Source organism: Paenibacillus xanthanilyticus (assembly GCF_042682185.1).
Taxonomy (GTDB): Bacteria; Bacillota; Bacilli; order Paenibacillales; family Paenibacillaceae; genus Paenibacillus_Z; species Paenibacillus_Z xanthanilyticus.
Map to the genome: position 1 here is coordinate 780,028 of NZ_JBHUHA010000002.1, position 16,278 is coordinate 796,305.

The 16,278-nt window shown below is 57.9% G+C and carries 17 protein-coding genes; 7 read left to right on the forward strand and 10 right to left on the reverse strand.

Translation table 11 applies throughout. The features are described from left to right. The first annotated feature begins 46 nt into the window (after positions 1-46). Positions 47-1,048 (forward strand): lipoate--protein ligase, encoded by a 1,002-nt coding sequence (locus ACFSKT_RS20495; RefSeq protein WP_377718358.1) that lies wholly within the window; start codon positions 47-49, stop codon positions 1,046-1,048. Between the two features lie 153 nt (positions 1,049-1,201). Here ACFSKT_RS20495 and ACFSKT_RS20500 read toward each other — a convergent pair whose 3' ends face one another. Then, positions 1,202-1,957 (reverse strand): alpha/beta fold hydrolase, encoded by a 756-nt coding sequence (locus ACFSKT_RS20500; RefSeq protein ID WP_377718357.1) that lies wholly within the window; start codon positions 1,955-1,957, stop codon positions 1,202-1,204. A gap of 123 nt (positions 1,958-2,080) precedes the next feature. Further along, the gene (locus ACFSKT_RS20505) at positions 2,081-2,761 is read right to left on the reverse strand and encodes an MIP/aquaporin family protein (protein ID WP_377718356.1); all 681 of its coding nucleotides are present in this window, start codon (positions 2,759-2,761) and stop codon (positions 2,081-2,083) included. Positions 2,762-3,004: 243 nt separating this feature from the next. Between ACFSKT_RS20505 and ACFSKT_RS20510 the strand changes: the two genes are divergently transcribed. From ACFSKT_RS20510 to ACFSKT_RS20520, 3 genes are all read left to right on the forward strand, one after another. After that, entirely contained in the window at positions 3,005-3,187 is a 183-nt protein-coding gene (locus ACFSKT_RS20510; RefSeq protein ID WP_377718355.1) for a hypothetical protein, read from the forward strand. Positions 3,188-3,386: 199 nt separating this feature from the next. Further along, positions 3,387-4,463 carry an AI-2E family transporter gene (locus tag ACFSKT_RS20515; protein ID WP_377718354.1) on the forward strand — a complete coding sequence of 359 codons (1,077 nt, stop codon included), beginning with the start codon at positions 3,387-3,389 and terminating at the stop codon, positions 4,461-4,463. A 152-nt stretch (positions 4,464-4,615) separates the two neighbouring features. Continuing rightward, on the forward strand, positions 4,616-4,756 hold the full coding sequence (locus ACFSKT_RS20520; protein WP_187434533.1) for a DUF6254 family protein: 141 nt from the start codon (positions 4,616-4,618) through the stop codon (positions 4,754-4,756). Positions 4,757-4,919: 163 nt separating this feature from the next. Here ACFSKT_RS20520 and ACFSKT_RS20525 read toward each other — a convergent pair whose 3' ends face one another. Continuing rightward, a complete protein-coding gene (locus tag ACFSKT_RS20525; RefSeq protein WP_377718353.1) occupies positions 4,920-6,023 on the reverse strand; it encodes a GGDEF domain-containing protein in 1,104 nt (367 codons plus the stop codon). Between the two features lie 543 nt (positions 6,024-6,566). Next, positions 6,567-7,652, reverse strand: coding sequence for a Gfo/Idh/MocA family protein (locus tag ACFSKT_RS20530; RefSeq protein ID WP_377718352.1), 1,086 nt, complete (start codon positions 7,650-7,652; stop codon positions 6,567-6,569). A 167-nt stretch (positions 7,653-7,819) separates the two neighbouring features. Between ACFSKT_RS20530 and ACFSKT_RS20535 the strand changes: the two genes are divergently transcribed. Both ACFSKT_RS20535 and ACFSKT_RS20540 read left to right on the forward strand, forming a co-directional pair. Next, positions 7,820-8,689 carry a helix-turn-helix domain-containing protein gene (locus ACFSKT_RS20535; protein ID WP_377718351.1) on the forward strand — a complete coding sequence of 290 codons (870 nt, stop codon included), beginning with the start codon at positions 7,820-7,822 and terminating at the stop codon, positions 8,687-8,689. A 120-nt stretch (positions 8,690-8,809) separates the two neighbouring features. Beyond that, entirely contained in the window at positions 8,810-9,322 is a 513-nt protein-coding gene (locus ACFSKT_RS20540) for a hypothetical protein (protein ID WP_377718350.1), read from the forward strand. Between the two features lie 85 nt (positions 9,323-9,407). Here ACFSKT_RS20540 and ACFSKT_RS20545 read toward each other — a convergent pair whose 3' ends face one another. From ACFSKT_RS20545 to ACFSKT_RS20570, 6 genes are all read right to left on the reverse strand, one after another. Then, a complete protein-coding gene (locus ACFSKT_RS20545) occupies positions 9,408-9,890 on the reverse strand; it encodes a hypothetical protein (RefSeq protein WP_377718349.1) in 483 nt (160 codons plus the stop codon). Next, positions 9,883-10,092, reverse strand: a complete 210-nt coding sequence (locus tag ACFSKT_RS20550) for a hypothetical protein (RefSeq protein WP_377718348.1) — start codon at positions 10,090-10,092, stop codon at positions 9,883-9,885. Before ACFSKT_RS20550 ends, ACFSKT_RS20545 begins: the two co-directional genes overlap by 8 nt. Positions 10,093-10,289: 197 nt before the next feature. Beyond that, complete coding sequence (locus tag ACFSKT_RS20555) at positions 10,290-11,012, reverse strand: response regulator transcription factor (protein WP_377718347.1); 723 nt, start codon at positions 11,010-11,012, stop codon at positions 10,290-10,292. Positions 11,013-11,127: 115 nt separating this feature from the next. Further along, positions 11,128-12,936 (reverse strand): two-component system histidine kinase PnpS, encoded by a 1,809-nt coding sequence (pnpS, locus tag ACFSKT_RS20560; RefSeq protein ID WP_377718346.1) that lies wholly within the window; start codon positions 12,934-12,936, stop codon positions 11,128-11,130. 41 nt (positions 12,937-12,977) lie between these two features. Continuing rightward, positions 12,978-13,943: a bile acid:sodium symporter family protein gene (locus tag ACFSKT_RS20565; protein WP_377718345.1), complete on the reverse strand. Its 966-nt coding sequence runs from the start codon at positions 13,941-13,943 to the stop codon at positions 12,978-12,980. A 49-nt stretch (positions 13,944-13,992) separates the two neighbouring features. Further along, positions 13,993-15,540: a fumarate hydratase gene (locus ACFSKT_RS20570; RefSeq protein WP_377718344.1), complete on the reverse strand. Its 1,548-nt coding sequence runs from the start codon at positions 15,538-15,540 to the stop codon at positions 13,993-13,995. Positions 15,541-15,641: 101 nt separating this feature from the next. Here ACFSKT_RS20570 and yfbR point away from each other — a divergent pair, with 101 nt between their 5' ends. Further along, positions 15,642-16,265 (forward strand): 5'-deoxynucleotidase, encoded by a 624-nt coding sequence (yfbR, locus tag ACFSKT_RS20575; protein ID WP_377718343.1) that lies wholly within the window; start codon positions 15,642-15,644, stop codon positions 16,263-16,265. Positions 16,266-16,278 lie beyond the last annotated feature (13 nt).

The window sequence follows — 16,278 nt, forward strand, 5'->3', positions numbered from 1 at the left end:
CGGTTGCTGTAATGGAAGGTGGAAATCATTGTGGAGGCGAACCGACATGCTGTTTATCGATAATGAGGGCATTACCGACCCGACCTTGAATCTCGCGCTCGAAGAATACGTGCTGCGCAATTTGCCGATGGATGACAGTTACCTGCTGTTCTATATTAACGAACCGTCGATCATCATCGGCAAGAATCAGAACACGATCGAGGAGATCAATACGGATTATGTACACGAGCAGGGCATCCACGTCGTACGCCGTCTGTCCGGCGGCGGCGCGGTCTATCACGACCTCGGCAACCTGAATTTCAGCTTCCTGACCCGGGACGACGGCGATTCGTTCCATAACTTCGCGAAGTTCACCCAGCCGGTCATCGATGCGCTGCGCAAGCTTGGTGTGAACGCGGAGCTGAGCGGTCGCAATGACATCCAGGTCGGCGAACGCAAAATTTCCGGCAACGCCCAATTCGCCTCGCGCGGTAGGATGTTCAGCCATGGCACCCTCCTGTTCGATTCCGCGATGGAGAACGTCGCTTCGGCGCTGAAGGTGAAGCCGATCAAGATCGAGTCCAAAGGCACCAAATCGGTACGCGGCCGGGTGGCGAACATCTCCGAGTATTTGGCCGAGCCGATGACGACGGAGGAATTCCGCACGACGCTGCTGCGCGAGCTGTTCGGCTGCGAGCCGGAGAACGTGCCGCAATACAAGCTTAGCGCGGAGCAGTGGGATGGCGTGCGCAAGCTCGCCGAGGAGCGCTACCGCAATTGGGATTGGAACTACGGACGCTCGCCGAAATGCAACATCCAGAACGAACGCAAATTCGTCTCCGGGATCATCGACGTCCGGCTCGACGTGGCGGACGGCCGCATGGATCTCGTCAAAATTTACGGCGACTTCTTCGGCGTCGGCGAGGTCGCCGAAATCGAGGAGCTGCTGACCGGCATCCGTTATGAGGAAGAGGCGATCCGCCAAGCGCTCGCAGGCGTCAATCTGAACACGTATTTCGGCAAACTGACGGAAGACGAGTTCGTGTCGCTCCTGCTGCTGCGGGATTAAGCTGTACTGCGTGCGGATATGAAAAAGGCTCGTCTGGGCGATTAATCGCCCCGGACGAGCCTTTTTGACGCGTGATATGGCATCGTTGCATGAGCAACTTGGCACCGAGCGGCGGGGATGTATGCGGGGAACGTAGCCGGCAACTTTAAAGCGTCAAACGACTTGCACGTGATCGTCTGGCCCCGTCGCCATGAACGCCACCAACACGCGGCTCAGCTTCTCCGGCATGCTCAACATCGGTAAATGCCCGCTCGGCAGGCTGACGGTGCGGTGAGCCGCCAACTGGAGCGCCATCCGGTCCTGTAGTCGCTGATCCAGCATCCGATCTTGCGTGAGCTTCACGTACATCCTCGGCACCTCCGGCACGCCAGCCTCACAACCGTCTGTGTACACGCGAACCGATTCAGGCTGGAATCCCGCCACCACGGATTCCGTTTGGAACGAAGTCAGATCGTGGCATAAACCCTGCCGGAGGGCCGCTGCAGGAGGCTTCGTGCCCGCCAGTCGAAGCACCGTTGAGACGAGAACGCGTTTCGGCCACGGCTGAACGGATAGGAACGAACCGCCGTTCTTCGGTATAACCGCTCCGACCGCGACGAAGCCAACAACCCGCTCCGGCATCAACTGCGCGACGCACAGGCCGATCACTCCGCCTAGCGAATGCGCCACCAGCACGAACCGGCGTACGCCCCAATGCTCGATTTGACGCTGCACATGCCCGGCGTAATCCTTCAACGAGAACGCGTTATTTTCTGCGGAACCGCCATCTTTGCCGGGATATTCCGCCACCAGCGCCGGGCATGCCAGCTGCGAGACGACGTCCGCCCAAATTTCCTGCCGAAGCCCTGCTCCGGACAAGAAGACAACCCCGATTTCAGACAAGCTGTTGGTCGTCTTGACATCATGCATCCTATACTCCTCCTTAGACCGCTTTCATATGAGAGAAGTATACGATAGGAACAGTGACGACTGTGTGGCAAGGTTTATTCGACTTTTTCATTTTTGACGTTAATCCGCAAGATAAGCCTTCGCCTACTTCCTCCCATACAACCGCCGAACCCCCCATACCGCCACGACCGAACCGATCAGCGGCGCGAGGATGAACACCCATAGCTCGCTTAGCGCATCGCCGCCCAGCCATAGTGCCGGTCCCAAGCTGCGCGCCGGATTAACCGAAGTCCCCGTCAGTCCGATGCCGAGGAGATGGACGAAGGTGAGCGTAAGGCCGATCACGATGCCCGCGATCTTGCCCGTCGCCTCGGTCGCCTTCACGCCCAGCAGCGTGTACACGAAGACAAAAGTCAAAATAATCTCTACGATAATGGCCATAGGCGCCGTAATGCCGATGCCATACCCTGGCCCATAGCCGTTCTGTCCCAGGTCGGTTACCGCCCTGCCCGTCGATTCGATAATCGCGTACAACAAGCCCGAAGCGAGCGTTCCGCCTATCAGCTGAGCAGCGATATACCCGACCAAATCACGGCCGCTTAGCTTGCCCTGGAGAAACATTGCCAGCGACACCGCCGGGTTCACGTGGCAGCCGGAGACCGGCCCAATGACATACGCCATCGCGATAAGCGATAAGCCGAATGCCATCGCAACGCCTAAATTCCCGAGATTGCCTCCGGCGGTCGCCGCGCTTCCGCATCCGAATAGAACCAGGACGAATGTTCCCGCGCCTTCGGCCGCGTATTTCCTTCTCGCATGATTCATCCTGCCGCCTCCTTTCCGCCTCCTCTCACACTCTATCGCGGGCATGCTCGGAATATGACACCCCTGATATAGCGAGGACTGCGTCCGGAAGGAGAACGGCTTCGCCGCGCACCGCCCTTAAACCGTGCCGACCGAAAAGGGGAAATGATTCCGCTTATCCTTACACTTTTTACCGTTATCTTCCGCTGACATAATAAATACAGAAGGCGAACAAAAGCCGAACATGTCTGGAGGCGGAGCGCAATGCGTTTGCATGAGGAATATATGGTCGAGAAGCTGAGAGAATACGAGCTTGAGGAGATCCGAAGGGCGGAGCGGATGGGACTCTACCGGATGGGGAGCGATACGGCGAAACAAAGAAGGCGCGCGATGAAAGGGATAACGGCTATCGGCTGGCTGGTTCGCCTGCTGGGAATCAAACGTTAAGATCAACCCGGAACGGACTCGATGAAGCGTGCCCCTGGGGTTGTTTGACAAAGGGATCACGCTTTGATAGCATGGGCACGATATCAAGAAATCGGCAAGTCCGGCATGCGACATTCGCCCCAATCCGGATGCACCGGCAGACTTATCGCGGAGGTGAACGTTTCTGCCGAATTCCAAGTTTTTTCGCGTCGGTTACGGCGTGCTGCTGATCTTTCTCATCATATGGGTCGGGGTCAAAATCAATTTCGTGTTTCATCCCATCGCGGTAATGTTCCAAACGCTATTCATACCGATTCTGTTGTCGGGAACCTTGTACTACTTGATGCGGCCGCTGGTGCAGTTTCTCTCCCGCAGGAAGGTGCCGCGCAGCGCCGCCATCCTCATTATCTACTTGCTGATCGTGTGTTTAGTCACGCTGCTCATCATCTATGTCGCGCCTATTATCAAGAAGCAGTTCGTCGAGCTTGCCGAGAGCATGCCGCATCTCGTTCAGACGGCCGTACAGCGAGGGTACGAACTGGCGGACAACGAATCGTTCAACCAGTTCCTCGAGAGCTTCAGCCTGGACTTCAAGACGCTGCAGGATAAAGCAACCCAATACGCGGACGTGGCCGTCAAGCTGGTCAGCACGAATATTACGGCGCTGTTCGGCTTCGTGGCCAATCTGGTGCTCCTTGCCGTCGTCATCCCGTTCGTCCTCTATTATTTCCTGAAGGACGGGGAGAAAATGAGCGGCGGGTTCTTGAAGGTCCTGCCAGTCAAAAACCAAGCGCTCGCCCGCAAGCTGCTGTCCGAAATGGACCAAACGATCGCCACCTATGTCCGCGGACAAATCACCGTCGCCATCTGCGTCGGCCTTCTCCTGCTCATCGGCTATCTCATTATCGGCATCGACTACGCGGTGCTGCTCGCGCTCGCGGCGATGCTGACCAACGTCATCCCGTATATCGGGGCGTTCATCGCCGCCGTGCCGGCCGTGCTGGTCGCTTCGGTCGATTCGCCGATGATGATCGTGAAGGTGCTCATCGTCACGCTCGTGGCGCAGCAGATCGAGGGGAACTTAATCTCGCCGCAAATCATGGGCAAGCAGCTCGAAATCCATCCGCTGACGATTATTTTGCTGCTGCTCGTCGCCGGCACGCTGGTCGGACCGCTCGGCTTGCTGCTCGCCGTGCCGATCTATGCGATCGTCAAAATCATCGTCGTCCAAATTTACCGATTCATCAAGCTTCGCACCGAGGCGGAGCCGGATCTGGCGGACGAGCCTCCGATTTGACCCGGCTGACGGCAATTGACATCTGCATCGCGCATAACGAAGGGCGATTCGAGCGACAATAGAAGCGGACCCCGGGCGAAGCGGCGCATCCGCCGATCCCCGTACGCGTCCCGAACTCATCCTAATTGTGATCACCGAAAGGAGCCATTCTCATGTCCAGTTCTCAAGGCCGTCGTGAAAGCGCATGGAAAAGCCGCAAGCAAAACCAAAGGCCCCACGGCAAGATTAAAAGTCTCGCAGAACTGTCTGACGAAAGCTCCTCCGGCGAAGCGGGTTTCCGCAATCACGAGTAACCCGTGCATCGGAGAGAAGCGCCGCATCGCCTAGCCACATGTGGCAGACTTCGTGGGGGCTTCTCCCTATTGCGCAAAAAAAGCTGCGCCTACCGCGTCCGCAACTTCAACGTTGCGAGCGCGCGTAGAGCGCAGCTTTTTCCATTTCGACCCCTACAAGCCGCTACCGGATGACCGTCTGGTTCTTCCCCATCTTCTTCGCCTCATACAGCGCGGCGTCGGCAGTACGGAAGAAGTCGGCTTTGCTCTCGCCCTGCGCGAAATCATGAAGCCCGATGCTGATCGTCACGGACCTGCCCCCCATCTCCTCGAACTTGACCTCGGCGACCGCCCCGCGAATCGCCTCGACCACCATAAGCGATTGCTCCAGCGGCTTCAGCGTCAGCAGCACGATGAATTCCTCGCCGCCGTATCTCGCCGCGAAGTCATCCGCCTCCATATGCTCGCGGATGATCTCGGCTACGCGCCGAAGCACGATATCGCCGACCCAGTGACCGTACGTGTCGTTGACCAGCTTAAAGTTATCGACGTCCATCATCGCCACCTGCAGCGGGAATGCGCTTCGCTGCTGCTGCTCGGCCAGCTTCTCCGCGTAATCGTGATACGTCTTATGGTTGTAGAGCTCTGTCAGCGCGTCGATCTTGTTCATCCGGTCCATCATCGCGTTCTTCACGAGCAGCTCCTGCACCGACTTATGCGATTTCTCCAGCACCGCGAACAAATCGCTCCCCCGCTTCAGCACCCCGACGCCGCTGAACGCCGCAGCGAGCAGGACGAAGGCGACGATGGCCATTTCGCAGAAAAATGGAAGTGATTGCCGACCTGGCGCGAATGCGAACAACAGCAGCAGATACGTCCAATTCAAGCCTAGCGAAATATAAATATAGCTGGACTTCAGCATAAACATGCCGGCCAGCATCGGGAGCAGCAGAATAACGAGCGCCCCCGGCAGGTTCGCGCTCATGAAGAAGGCCAACGTCATCGCCAGCAGCATGCCCGCGATGAAGATCGCGGCATCCTTCCGCCCCGGCAGCTTGCGCAATGCGGCTTCCAAGCCGCCAAGGAGGGCAACCAGAATAACGTCCGGCAGCCACACATAGTGCTTCATATATCTCGACGCATCGAATACGTTGTTTGTCCGATCTGAGATCGCGTACACGGCGATTTGTCCGAGAAGCGTAACGGCTAACGTGAGCCAATACCCGTTCACGACCATCCTCATCCACTTGTCCGACGCTTGAACGGACGAAGGGCGCTCATTGCGCATTCCTCTACCCCCACACTTCTAGCTGCACCTAAGCCGCTGGCCGCCGCATCCGCGCAAGGCTGTGGACACCGTTCCAGATCGCTTTCCTGAAATATTCTACTTCGTTCGACAATATTCCTGCTTGTTCCTCGATTTCCGCTCCTCTCCAATATCGAGGAAAGGACTTCGCCCTTCAACCCCTCTTTCTCCCTCGCCCCTTCCCCCTCCGCCGAGGGGAACCAAGGGCCCCGGCCCTTTGGATACCCGGAACTATCGTGACTCGTTACGCGGCCGTCCTTGATGAGTCCTTTCGAGGGGAGCCCGCTAGCCCTTCGAGCTGGCTCTTGTTCGAGCTTCGTTCGTTACGTTTAGCCTTAGGTTGTATCCTGTAGGTTGCCTACTTGATGCGGCTCCGTGCCGACCTTCGCTTTCGTCCGCTTCCGCGGACACGCTTTACGTTTTTTTCAGAACTTGAATGGTTGCGTAATTTCCTTAGCAACAAAAAAACATCCGCTTGCAGCTCGTGCCGCACGCGGATGCTCAATAAATTGAAGATCTTCGGTCTTATTCGAAATAAATCGCTTTGCCCGTCTTGGAGGATTCGTAGATCGCCTCGAGAATCTCGGATACGACCAGCGCCTGCTCCGGCGTTACGACCGGATCCTTGTCGTTCAGCACGGCATCGATCCATGCGCGAGCTTCCAGCTCGGCCGGGTCGTCGCTTGCGCCCTCGTAGAAGGCCACGCCGCCGCTTTTCAGCTCGATATCCTTCGTGTACAAGCGGCTATTCTCTTCGCCGTTGATGCGAAGACCTTGCTTCATGTCCGCGCCCGCTTTGGTGCCGCAGAGCGTCACTTTCGCTTCGTCGACTTCGAGCGAATTGAGCGCCCAGCTCGATTCGAGCACGATTGACGCGCCGTTCTCCATCGTGATCATCGCGAACGCCGAGTCTTCGACCGTGAACTGCGCCGGATCCCACGGGCCCCACGCGTTGGCCGCGTTCTCGTTCTGGGACAGCTTATGGTAAGCCCGTCCGAGGACGACCTTCGGCTTGTAGTTGTTCATCATCCAGAGCGCCAGATCAAGCGCATGCGTGCCGATGTCGATCAGCGGTCCGCCGCCTTGCTTCTCCTCGTCGAGGAACACGCCCCACGTCGGCACCGCGCGTCTGCGGATCGCGTGCGCCTTGGCGAAGTACACCTCGCCCAGCTCTTCCCGGTCGCAAGCTTCCTTCAAATAGCGGGAGTCCGCGCGGAACCGGTTTTGATAGCCGATGCTCAGCTTCTTGCCCGTGCGCTTCGCCGCTTCGAGCATAAGGCGCGCATCCGCGGCCGTCTTCGCCATCGGCTTCTCGCACAGAACGTGCTTGCCCGCTTCGAGCGCGGCCACCGTAATTTCGGCATGGGAGTCGTTCGGCGTGCAAATATGGACGACCTCGATCGTCTCGTCCTTTAGCAGTTCGCGGTAATCCGTGAAGACGACCGCGTCGCTCGTGCCGTACGTTTCCTTCGCTTTCACCGCGCGCTCGGCTTCGATGTCGCAGAACGCGACCATTTGCGCTTCGGCGACTTTCGCCAGCGCCGGCATATGTTTGCCGTTCGCAATCCCGCCGCAGCCGATGATGCCGATGCGTACTTGTGCTTGTGCCATTTGATTTACCCTCCAAAGATCCGGTTTATTATAGCGCCATCCTGTAATTTTGCGTTGTGCCATTGAACCTCAATGAACTAGAATAAGTATAGTTCAAACAAGCATGGATTAGTAATCGCGGATCTTGCGATCGTTTTATGCCATTTTGTTGTTGCAGGGGTGATCACGTGGAATTCTACAACGAGAAGGTTGTCTATGAAAACCCTCTCTTGTCTCTTAAAATATTTCAATCCGAGCGCATGCACGATTTTTACATTGACTGGCACCATCACCGGGAACTCGAGCTCTTGCTCGTCACGGACGGCATTCTGGACGTGTATATCGACGACGAAAGCGTCCGTCTGGAGGCCGGCGACGTCGCGATCATCGGCGCCAACCAGCTGCATCGCGACCGCAGCATTGGCGTGCCGATGCACTATATCGTGCTGCAATTCGACCTGGAGCAATTTTTCGACCACAGCTCCATGCCGTACATGCGGTTTTTCTCCGAGACGAAGAACCCGCTCAGCCAAGCGAACTACATCTTCCGCGAGAATGCCCATGCGAAGGCGGAAGCCGCCGAGTGCATCCGCTCGATTCTGCAGGAGGCGACGACGAAGCAGACGGGCTATGAGCTGGCCGTCAGCATGTTGATCAAGAAGCTGCTCCTGCTGCTCATCCGCAGCGACACCAAGAAGATGCTCGCCGAGAGCGAAGACTTCGACCGGGCGCGGCTGCGCGGCGTGCTCGATTACGTCGAGACGCATTTGACCGACCGCATTCAGGTGGAGGAAGTATGCAAGCTGGCCAACATGAGCTATTATTATTTCGTCAAATTTTTCAAGAAAGCGATCGGCCTTTCGTTCACCGAATACGTGAATTACCGCAAAATCAAGTGGGCCGAACGCATCCTGCTCACCAAGGACATGAGCGTCTCGGAAGTAGGCGACCGGATTGGCATGCCGAACATGGCGCATTTCTATAAAATGTTCAAGAAATACAACGATTGCTCGCCGAAGCAGTTCCAGAAGCGAATGCTCGCCTGGAACCGGCAATAAAGCCCGCGTTCGTCTCCGACAGAGACGGACGGCGGGCTTTTTCGCGTGGACTTGGAACTATTCGCAGGGACCAAACGTCAAATTGGTATCCCGTTTATTACCACAATAAGGAGCGATACCGTGAAATTGAAGCGAATCGGATTAACGGCCGTGCTTGCATTCCTCTGCGCGGCAGGAGCCTTGCCAGCCTATGCAGCCGAACCAGCGAAAGGGATCAGGATCGAATACGCGAACGGCGAGAAGCGAGATTTGGAGCGCTCCGACTATGTCGCGCAAGATAACGTGCTGTATGTATCTCCTCTCCTGCTCTCCATTTTGGTGCCCTTCGACACGGTCTCTAAGGGGATTGCTTGGAACCCCGTCGAACGGCGCTTACTCATCCAGGCCTTCGATCTGAACGCAGTCGGGGAGCGCAGCGACGGATTTACGATGGTCGCGGGCGAGAAGGCTTTTTATGATCACGTGCGGGATGAACGCTTTGAGATTACGCAAGAGATGCTCCTTACGAACGGGCATGTTTATTTGCCGCTACGCGCCATTGCGGAAGCTTACGACTACACGGTCGAGTATACTGCCGATGGCGGCGAATCCGTCGTTCGGTTAGCGGCCAACCACAGCCAAAGCGAGCCCTAACCTCACGAAAAGCCGTGGAGAGACAGTTATCTCTCCACGGCTTTTCCATGCGAAGGCGGAAGGGTACGCGCCTTGCCGCAACCATTTATCCTGCCGATGGGCTCGGCTGCAAGGGTCGCACGTATTTCGGCCATATCGCAACCGCCGAGACGACGCACACGATGATGCTAATTCCGCCGCAGTAAATATAAATCGGCGTAAAATACGGCAGCGCCTCCGCCCACACAAAGTCGATCACGCTGCGCCAGGTGACGACGCCATTGCCGCCGCCGTCACCTCCTGCCGCAACGAAGACCGATCCGAAGAACAGAATGCCCAGCCGTTCGCCCATCACCAGCGTCAAGCCGAACGCGAATGCTTGCCGAATTGACCGTCCCCATTGTTGGTATACGTACAGCCCGGCAAGCGCATAGGGAACGACCACCATGACAGCGCCGATCCAGACGCCGGCCAAGTCGTACCGGTCGATCGGCTGCCGGGACAGCATCGCGCACGCCGTCCCGGACGCGAAGAAGCACAGCACGTATGCGCTCGCGATCGCGAACCAACCGTTCACATATTTAATCATTGTCCCGCTTCGTTCGGGTCGTGCCTTCGCCGTCAGCTTCGTCATCGACGAATGTATGCTCAACATTGTCCATGATCTCCTCGACGACCGGATCAATCGACTTCGTCGCCGATATATCTTCGCGGTACGGGAAAATCGGCAGTCCCGCCGTATCGACGGCCGTCTGATCATCCCGTTTTTTGCCTGTATCGTTCGATTTCATGCGAATCCTCTCCTTTGCCTAATACTGATGGAAGCATTTGGTTGTAGGTTGTCCTCAGGGGCCATCGAATATGTAAGCGGCGATAGGTGATAGATATTCTTACAGCGATCGCGCCGACTCGAAACAAACCACTCCGCCTAAGCGCCGCAAGCGGAGGAAGTTGACTCGGATTCTAGGTATGCAAAAAGCCCGGCCGTCTATTTGGACGAACCGAGCTTCTTGGGCATGACGAGCTTGTAGCCGACGCCGCGAATGGATTCGATCTGCACCGATTGCTGACCGAGCTCCAGCTTCTTGCGCAGCGAGCTGACGTGCACGTCGACCGTGCGCTGACCGCCGATGTAGTCGAAGCCCCAGACGACGTTCATCAGATCGTCGCGGGTAATGACCATGCCGGGGCGCTGCACCAGATAAAGCAATACTTCGAATTCCTTCGGACGAAGCGGTACGGTTTCCCCGGCAAGAATAACCTCGTACCTTTCGGGGAAAATCGACAGTTCTCCGGCGGAAATGACTTTATCCGAGGATTCCGCTGCCTTGCCGTCCTGCTCCGGCCCCGTGCGCCGCAGCACGGCCGATACGCGGGCGAGCAGCTCCGCGACGCCGAACGGCTTCGTAATATAATCGTCCGCGCCGCGCTTCAAGCCCTGCACGACTTCCTCCTCGGCGTTGCGCGCCGTCAGGACGATGACCGGCGTGCCGTTGCCGCTTTGGCGCAGACGCGATAAGATCTCGAATCCGTTCATGCCAGGCAGCATAATGTCCAGAATAATGAGGTCGAACGAACGCTGCAATGCGGCCTGCAGCCCTTCTACGCCATGCTCGATTACCGTTGTGTCGTACCCTTCTTGCGTCAGGTTGTAGGAAAGCAATCGCGCGAGCGTCGGTTCGTCTTCGATGACTAATACCTTTTGCGACATGAGAACCCCCAAGTTTCGCATTGTTTTGCACTATTTTTGGCTTCTTTACAAGCCAATCATATCATTCTATGAAGAGCGGGTAAACCTTTATCTCTCTTCCCGCTCTCCATGAAATCTATTGAATTACCGGCATATCGATGATGAACGTCGATCCGATTCCGACCGTGCTCTCGACCGAAATCGTGCCATGGTGCAGCTCGACCAAGTGCTTCACGATGGACAAGCCGAGACCCGTACCGCCCGAACTCCGCGAACGCGCCTTGTCGACGCGGTAGAACCGCTCGAAGATGCGCGGCAGGTCTTTCTTCGGAATGCCGATGCCCGTATCCGAAATGCTGATACGAATGTAGTCGTAGTCCGGCTCGTCTCCGCCGCTCACGGGCCGCCCGTCGACGAGCGGCTGCACGCTGATCGATACCTTGCCGCCTTCCGGCGTATAGCTGATGCCGTTGGCCAGCAGGTTCATGACGATTTGTCGCAAGCGATCCTCGTCCGCCTCCACGAACAGCCCCGGCTCGACCCGCATAGACAGGTTGATATGCTTGCGCGCCGCTTCGCTCGTCATCACTTCCACCGTCTTCGAGATGAATGACGGCAGCTCGATCGGCGAGAATTGCAGCGGCACCCGTCGCGATTCGATCTTCGACAGCTCGAGAATATCGCCGATCAGCCGGTTGAGCCGTTCGCTCTCGTCGTAGATGATCTGCAGGAACGATTTGGTGATCTCCGGATCGTTCACCGCGCCGCTCAGCAGCGTTTCGGCGAATCCCTTCACCGCTGCGACCGGCGTCTTCAACTCATGAGACACATTGGCGACGAATTCGCTTCGCATCCGCTCGAGACGCCGAATCGCCGAGACGTCCTGCAGGACGAGCAGCACGCCGCCGAATTCCGAGCCGTCCTCGAAAATCGGCACCAGGTTGAGATCAAGCAGCCGCTCCTCCGGGAAATAGAACGTAATCTCTTCCCGCACATGCTCCCGATGCTCCAGACCATCCTGGATAATCTGCGTCAGCTCGTACTGCTGCTTGGCTTCCGTATAATGACGGCCGACCATCTCTCCGGCATGAAACCCGAGCACTTCTTCCGCCCGCCGGTTGATCAGCACCATTCGCCCCGCGCGGTCGATCATGACGATGCCGTTGATCATGTTGTCCAGGACGCTTTCCAGCTGATTCTCGTTCTGATGAATGCGAGCCATCTGAATTTGCAGACTTTCGGCCATCGCGTTGAGCGCTTGTCCGAGTTCGCCGATTTCGTCGTGATTTTTCACGTTGACCCGTGCCTGGTAATCCATGCTCTTGATTCGTTTGGCCGCCGCCGTGATCTGCTCCAGCGGCCGCGTCAGCCCGCTCGCGAGCCGGTAGCTGACCAGCGCCGCGACGATGAACAGCACAAGCAAGCCGATAATGAGCGCGCTCCAGATGCGGCTCATGCTCGCTTCGACCGCCGCCAGGCTAAGCGCCAACCGGATATAACCCTTATCCGGTTGTCCGCGTTCCGCCTCGATCGCGACATACAGCAAATTCTCGTCCAGCGTATCCGAGTGACGGATCGCGCGGCCGACGCCGTCGCGCCCCGCTTCCACGATCTCCGTTCGTTCGGCGTGGTTATCCATCGTGCGGGGATCATGATCCGAATCGCCGAGCACGACGCCGTCGCCGCGAATGAACGTGACGCGCGATTCCGTCGTTTCCTTTAAGTGCTGCGCCTGCTCGGTATAATAATCGAACGGCGTGCCGGCGTCGGCGTCCTGCCACGCCATGCCGTCCAGAATAATCCGCATCTCCCGCACCATGCTGGCTTCCAGCGCGTTAATATGATTTTGCTTGAATGTGTTGCCCATCACAATGCCCGCGGCCAGTACCGACAAGCCGATCAGCGCGACCATTGCGAAGGTCAATCGAAACCGAAAACTATTCATTTTCCGTATCCTCCACCGTTTCCTGTCCCCTATCGTACTCGTCATGGGCTATGAACGCCAGCCTTCCGATTGTAAAGTTTGTGTAAAACGGCATGATGGAGCGTCGCAAGCGGCTGCTGGATCAGAATCGACAGGACGACGGGAACCGCGGCGAGCGGACTGAAGTAACCCATGGCCAGCACAATGCCAAGCGAAATATTGCGCATGCCCGAGGCGTAAGAGACCGTCGTCAGCATCTCCCGGTTCCGGTAAGGCAATGCGCCGAGGAAGCCCACCGCGTAGCAAATCCCGACCATTAAGACCGCCAGCGGCACGATCCGCAGCAAATCGTCCTTCAGCGCCGAAGCCTGCGGGGCGATCGCCGCCGCGTTCAGCAGGACAACAAGGGCGAAGCAAATTTTGGAAAGCGGCGCCGCGTAGGGCTGAATCGCGGGTTGAATGCGCCCTTTGGTGAGGTCGTGCAGCAGGACGCCGACGAGGGTGGGCACCACGATGATCGTCAATAAATCGAAGATCATCTGCGCCGTATCGGTCTCGACGCTCTCGCGGAACAGGAGATGGATGCCAGCCGGTACGACGAACGGACTTAACGCAGAGTCGATGACGACCATGGCCAGAATCAACGGGACGCTGCCGCCCGACATGCCCACCCACAGCACGGTCGAGACACCGAGCGGAATGATCGTGAACAAGACGAAGCCGACGACGTACGGGGAGTCTGCGCCGAAGACGAGCGTGCCCAATCCGTAAGCGATAAGCGGAGACACGACATGGGTGAGGACTAACGTCCACGCCATCACGCCGGGCCGCTTCATCACCGCCGCGAGATGCTTGATACCGCAGCCGATGGCCATCACGAACGTCACGTAGGCGAACAAATACGGGACGGTGCCGGCGAATCGCGCAAGGGCGCCGGAAAAAAGAAATCCCAGGATGAGACATCCCGGGATAATGAGAAACATCCATTGTTCGAATTTCTTATTGAATGCCAGGCCGAAATTGCGCACGCGCATCCCTCATTTATATCTAGTCTTGGCCATCGCCGCGGCGGATGGCTTATTTGAACACCGGCTCTTTGAATTCGGCCAGCTTCGCGAACGAATCCTTCTCCACATCGGCGTGCAAGCTATTGCCATGCGAGTCCATCGTGACGATCGCGGCGAACCCTTCGGTCTGCAAATGCCACATCGCCTCCGGAATGCCGAATTCCATGAAGTCGACGCCGTTGACGTTCTTGAAGCACTCGGCGTAATATTGCGCCGCGCCGCCGATCGCGTTCAGATAGACCGCGCCGTGCTCTTGGAGCGCCTTCAGCGTCTTCGGTCCCATGCCGCCCTTGCCGATGACCGCGCGGATGCCGAACTTCTTGATGATGTCGCCCTGATAAGGCTCCTCGCGGATACTCGTCGTCGGGCCGGCCGCCTTCACGTGCCATTGTCCCGCTTCATCCTTCAGCATAACCGGCCCGCAATGATAGATGGCCGCGCCGTTCAGGTCGATCGGCGCGTCGTGGTCCATCAGATGCTTATGCAGCGCGTCCCGGCCGGTATGCATCTCGCCGTTGATGATGACGACGTCGCCGACCTTGAGCGAGCGGATCTGCTCCTCCGTGATTGGCGTGGTCAGCACCACCTCGCGGCGCTCAGGCTGCGTGGATACCGAGGCTGCCGCCTCGTCCGCCGCCTCGTTCTTCATCGGCGTATCCGATCCGGACGGATAGATCCACGATTTGATCTCGCCCGTCTCCGCGTTCAGCAAGGCGCCTTGACGGCGGTAAGCCCAGCAGTTGTAAGCGACGGAGACAAAGAAGCTCGCCGGCAGCCGATTCATGACCCCGACCTTGCAGCCGAGCAGCGTCACGTTGCCGCCGAAGCCCATTGTGCCGATGCCGAGCTTGTTGGCATGCTCCAGCACGTAGTCTTCCAGCTGCGCCAGCTCCGGGATGTCGTTCGTATCGTCGACGGGACGGAACAGCTGCTGCTTGGCCAGCTCGTAGCCGGTCGTGCGGTCGCCGCCGATGCCGACGCCGATGAAGCCCGCGCTGCAGCCTTGGCCCTGCGCTTGGTATACCGCGTGCATAATGCACTTGCGGATGCCGTCAAGATCGCGTCCTGCCTTGCCCAAGCCTTCCAGCTCGGTCGGCAGGCTGTACTGAATGTTCTTGTTCTCGCAGCCGCCGCCTTTGAGGATCAGGCGAATATCGACATCGTCCTTCTCCCATTGCTCGAAGTGGATGACCGGCGTGCCGGGACCGAGGTTGTCGCCCGTGTTCGCGCCTGTCAGCGAATCGACCGAGTTGGTGCGCAGCTTGCCGTCCTTCGTGGCGCGCGCGATCGCGCTGCGGATCTGCTTCTTCATGACAATCTGGTTCGCCCCGACGGGCGTATGCACGACGAACGTCGGCATCCCGGTATCTTGGCAGATCGGGGAGACGTTGCATTCGGCCATCTCAATATTCGTGGCGATCGTGGATAGGGACAACCCGGCGCGCGTGGCGCGGTCTTCCGCTTCCTGCGCGGCTTGGATCACCTTACGGACGTCGCCCGGCAGGTTCGTGGAGGTTTCGACGATGAGCTTGTAAACGCTCTCTTCAAAATGTTGCATGAACGATGCTGCTCCTCTCTCTATTCGCAAAACTGGTATAATACTATAATAGCATAGACCTCCGCGATAGGAGAACCATCCGCAAGGGAGAGAGAACGCGCTTGGAAAATCACTTTGTCGCTTACCTGTACCGGCTGCGATATATAAAAAGATGGAGCCTCATGCGCAACACGACGCGCGAGAATGTCGCCGAGCATTCCTATCACGTCGCCCTGCTCGCCCACCTGCTGTGCGAGATCGGCAACCGCGTGTTCGGCCGTTCGCTAAACGCCGAGCGCGCGGCGACGATCGCTTTGTTCCACGACGCGACCGAGGTGTTCACCGGGGATATCCCGACGCCGGTCAAGCATCACAATCCGCGCATGCTCTCGAATTTTCGGGAGCTCGAGGCGATGGCCGGCGAGCGGCTGATGGGCATGGTGCCAGACCCGCTCAAGGCTGCTTACGAGCCGCTGCTGCGGGAGCTCGGCCAGCATGCGCCGGACGCCCCGCCTCCGGATGCCGAGGAGCTGGAGCTGCGGCGCATCGTCAAGGCGGCCGATCTGCTCGACGCCTATATCAAGTGTCTGTCCGAGCTGTCCTCCGGCAACCGCGAATTCGCCGTGGCCAAAGGTCAGATCGAGCAGTCGCTTAGCAAGTTGGGCATGCAGGAGACCGAATGGTTCCTCGATCATATGGCCAGCGCCTTCAGCAAGACGCTCGACGAATTGTCGGAGGACGAGTGAGCGAGGCGTCTCG

What these genes read in the sequence shown, in the direction of transcription:
- ACFSKT_RS20495 (WP_377718358.1), top strand. Translation starts at nt 47, where the DNA reads ATGCTGTTTATCGATAATGAGGGCATTACCGACCCGACCTTGAATCTC.
- ACFSKT_RS20500 (WP_377718357.1), bottom strand. Translation starts at nt 1,957, where the DNA reads ATGCATGATGTCAAGACGACCAACAGCTTGTCTGAAATCGGGGTTGTC.
- ACFSKT_RS20505 (WP_377718356.1), bottom strand. Translation starts at nt 2,761, where the DNA reads ATGAATCATGCGAGAAGGAAATACGCGGCCGAAGGCGCGGGAACATTC.
- ACFSKT_RS20510 (WP_377718355.1), top strand. Translation starts at nt 3,005, where the DNA reads ATGCGTTTGCATGAGGAATATATGGTCGAGAAGCTGAGAGAATACGAG.
- ACFSKT_RS20520 (WP_187434533.1), top strand. Translation starts at nt 4,616, where the DNA reads ATGTCCAGTTCTCAAGGCCGTCGTGAAAGCGCATGGAAAAGCCGCAAG.
- ACFSKT_RS20525 (WP_377718353.1), bottom strand. Translation starts at nt 6,023, where the DNA reads ATGCGCAATGAGCGCCCTTCGTCCGTTCAAGCGTCGGACAAGTGGATG.
- ACFSKT_RS20530 (WP_377718352.1), bottom strand. Translation starts at nt 7,652, where the DNA reads ATGGCACAAGCACAAGTACGCATCGGCATCATCGGCTGCGGCGGGATT.
- ACFSKT_RS20545 (WP_377718349.1), bottom strand. Translation starts at nt 9,890, where the DNA reads ATGATTAAATATGTGAACGGTTGGTTCGCGATCGCGAGCGCATACGTG.
- ACFSKT_RS20550 (WP_377718348.1), bottom strand. Translation starts at nt 10,092, where the DNA reads ATGAAATCGAACGATACAGGCAAAAAACGGGATGATCAGACGGCCGTC.
- ACFSKT_RS20555 (WP_377718347.1), bottom strand. Translation starts at nt 11,012, where the DNA reads ATGTCGCAAAAGGTATTAGTCATCGAAGACGAACCGACGCTCGCGCGA.
- pnpS (WP_377718346.1), bottom strand. Translation starts at nt 12,936, where the DNA reads ATGAATAGTTTTCGGTTTCGATTGACCTTCGCAATGGTCGCGCTGATC.
- ACFSKT_RS20570 (WP_377718344.1), bottom strand. Translation starts at nt 15,540, where the DNA reads ATGCAACATTTTGAAGAGAGCGTTTACAAGCTCATCGTCGAAACCTCC.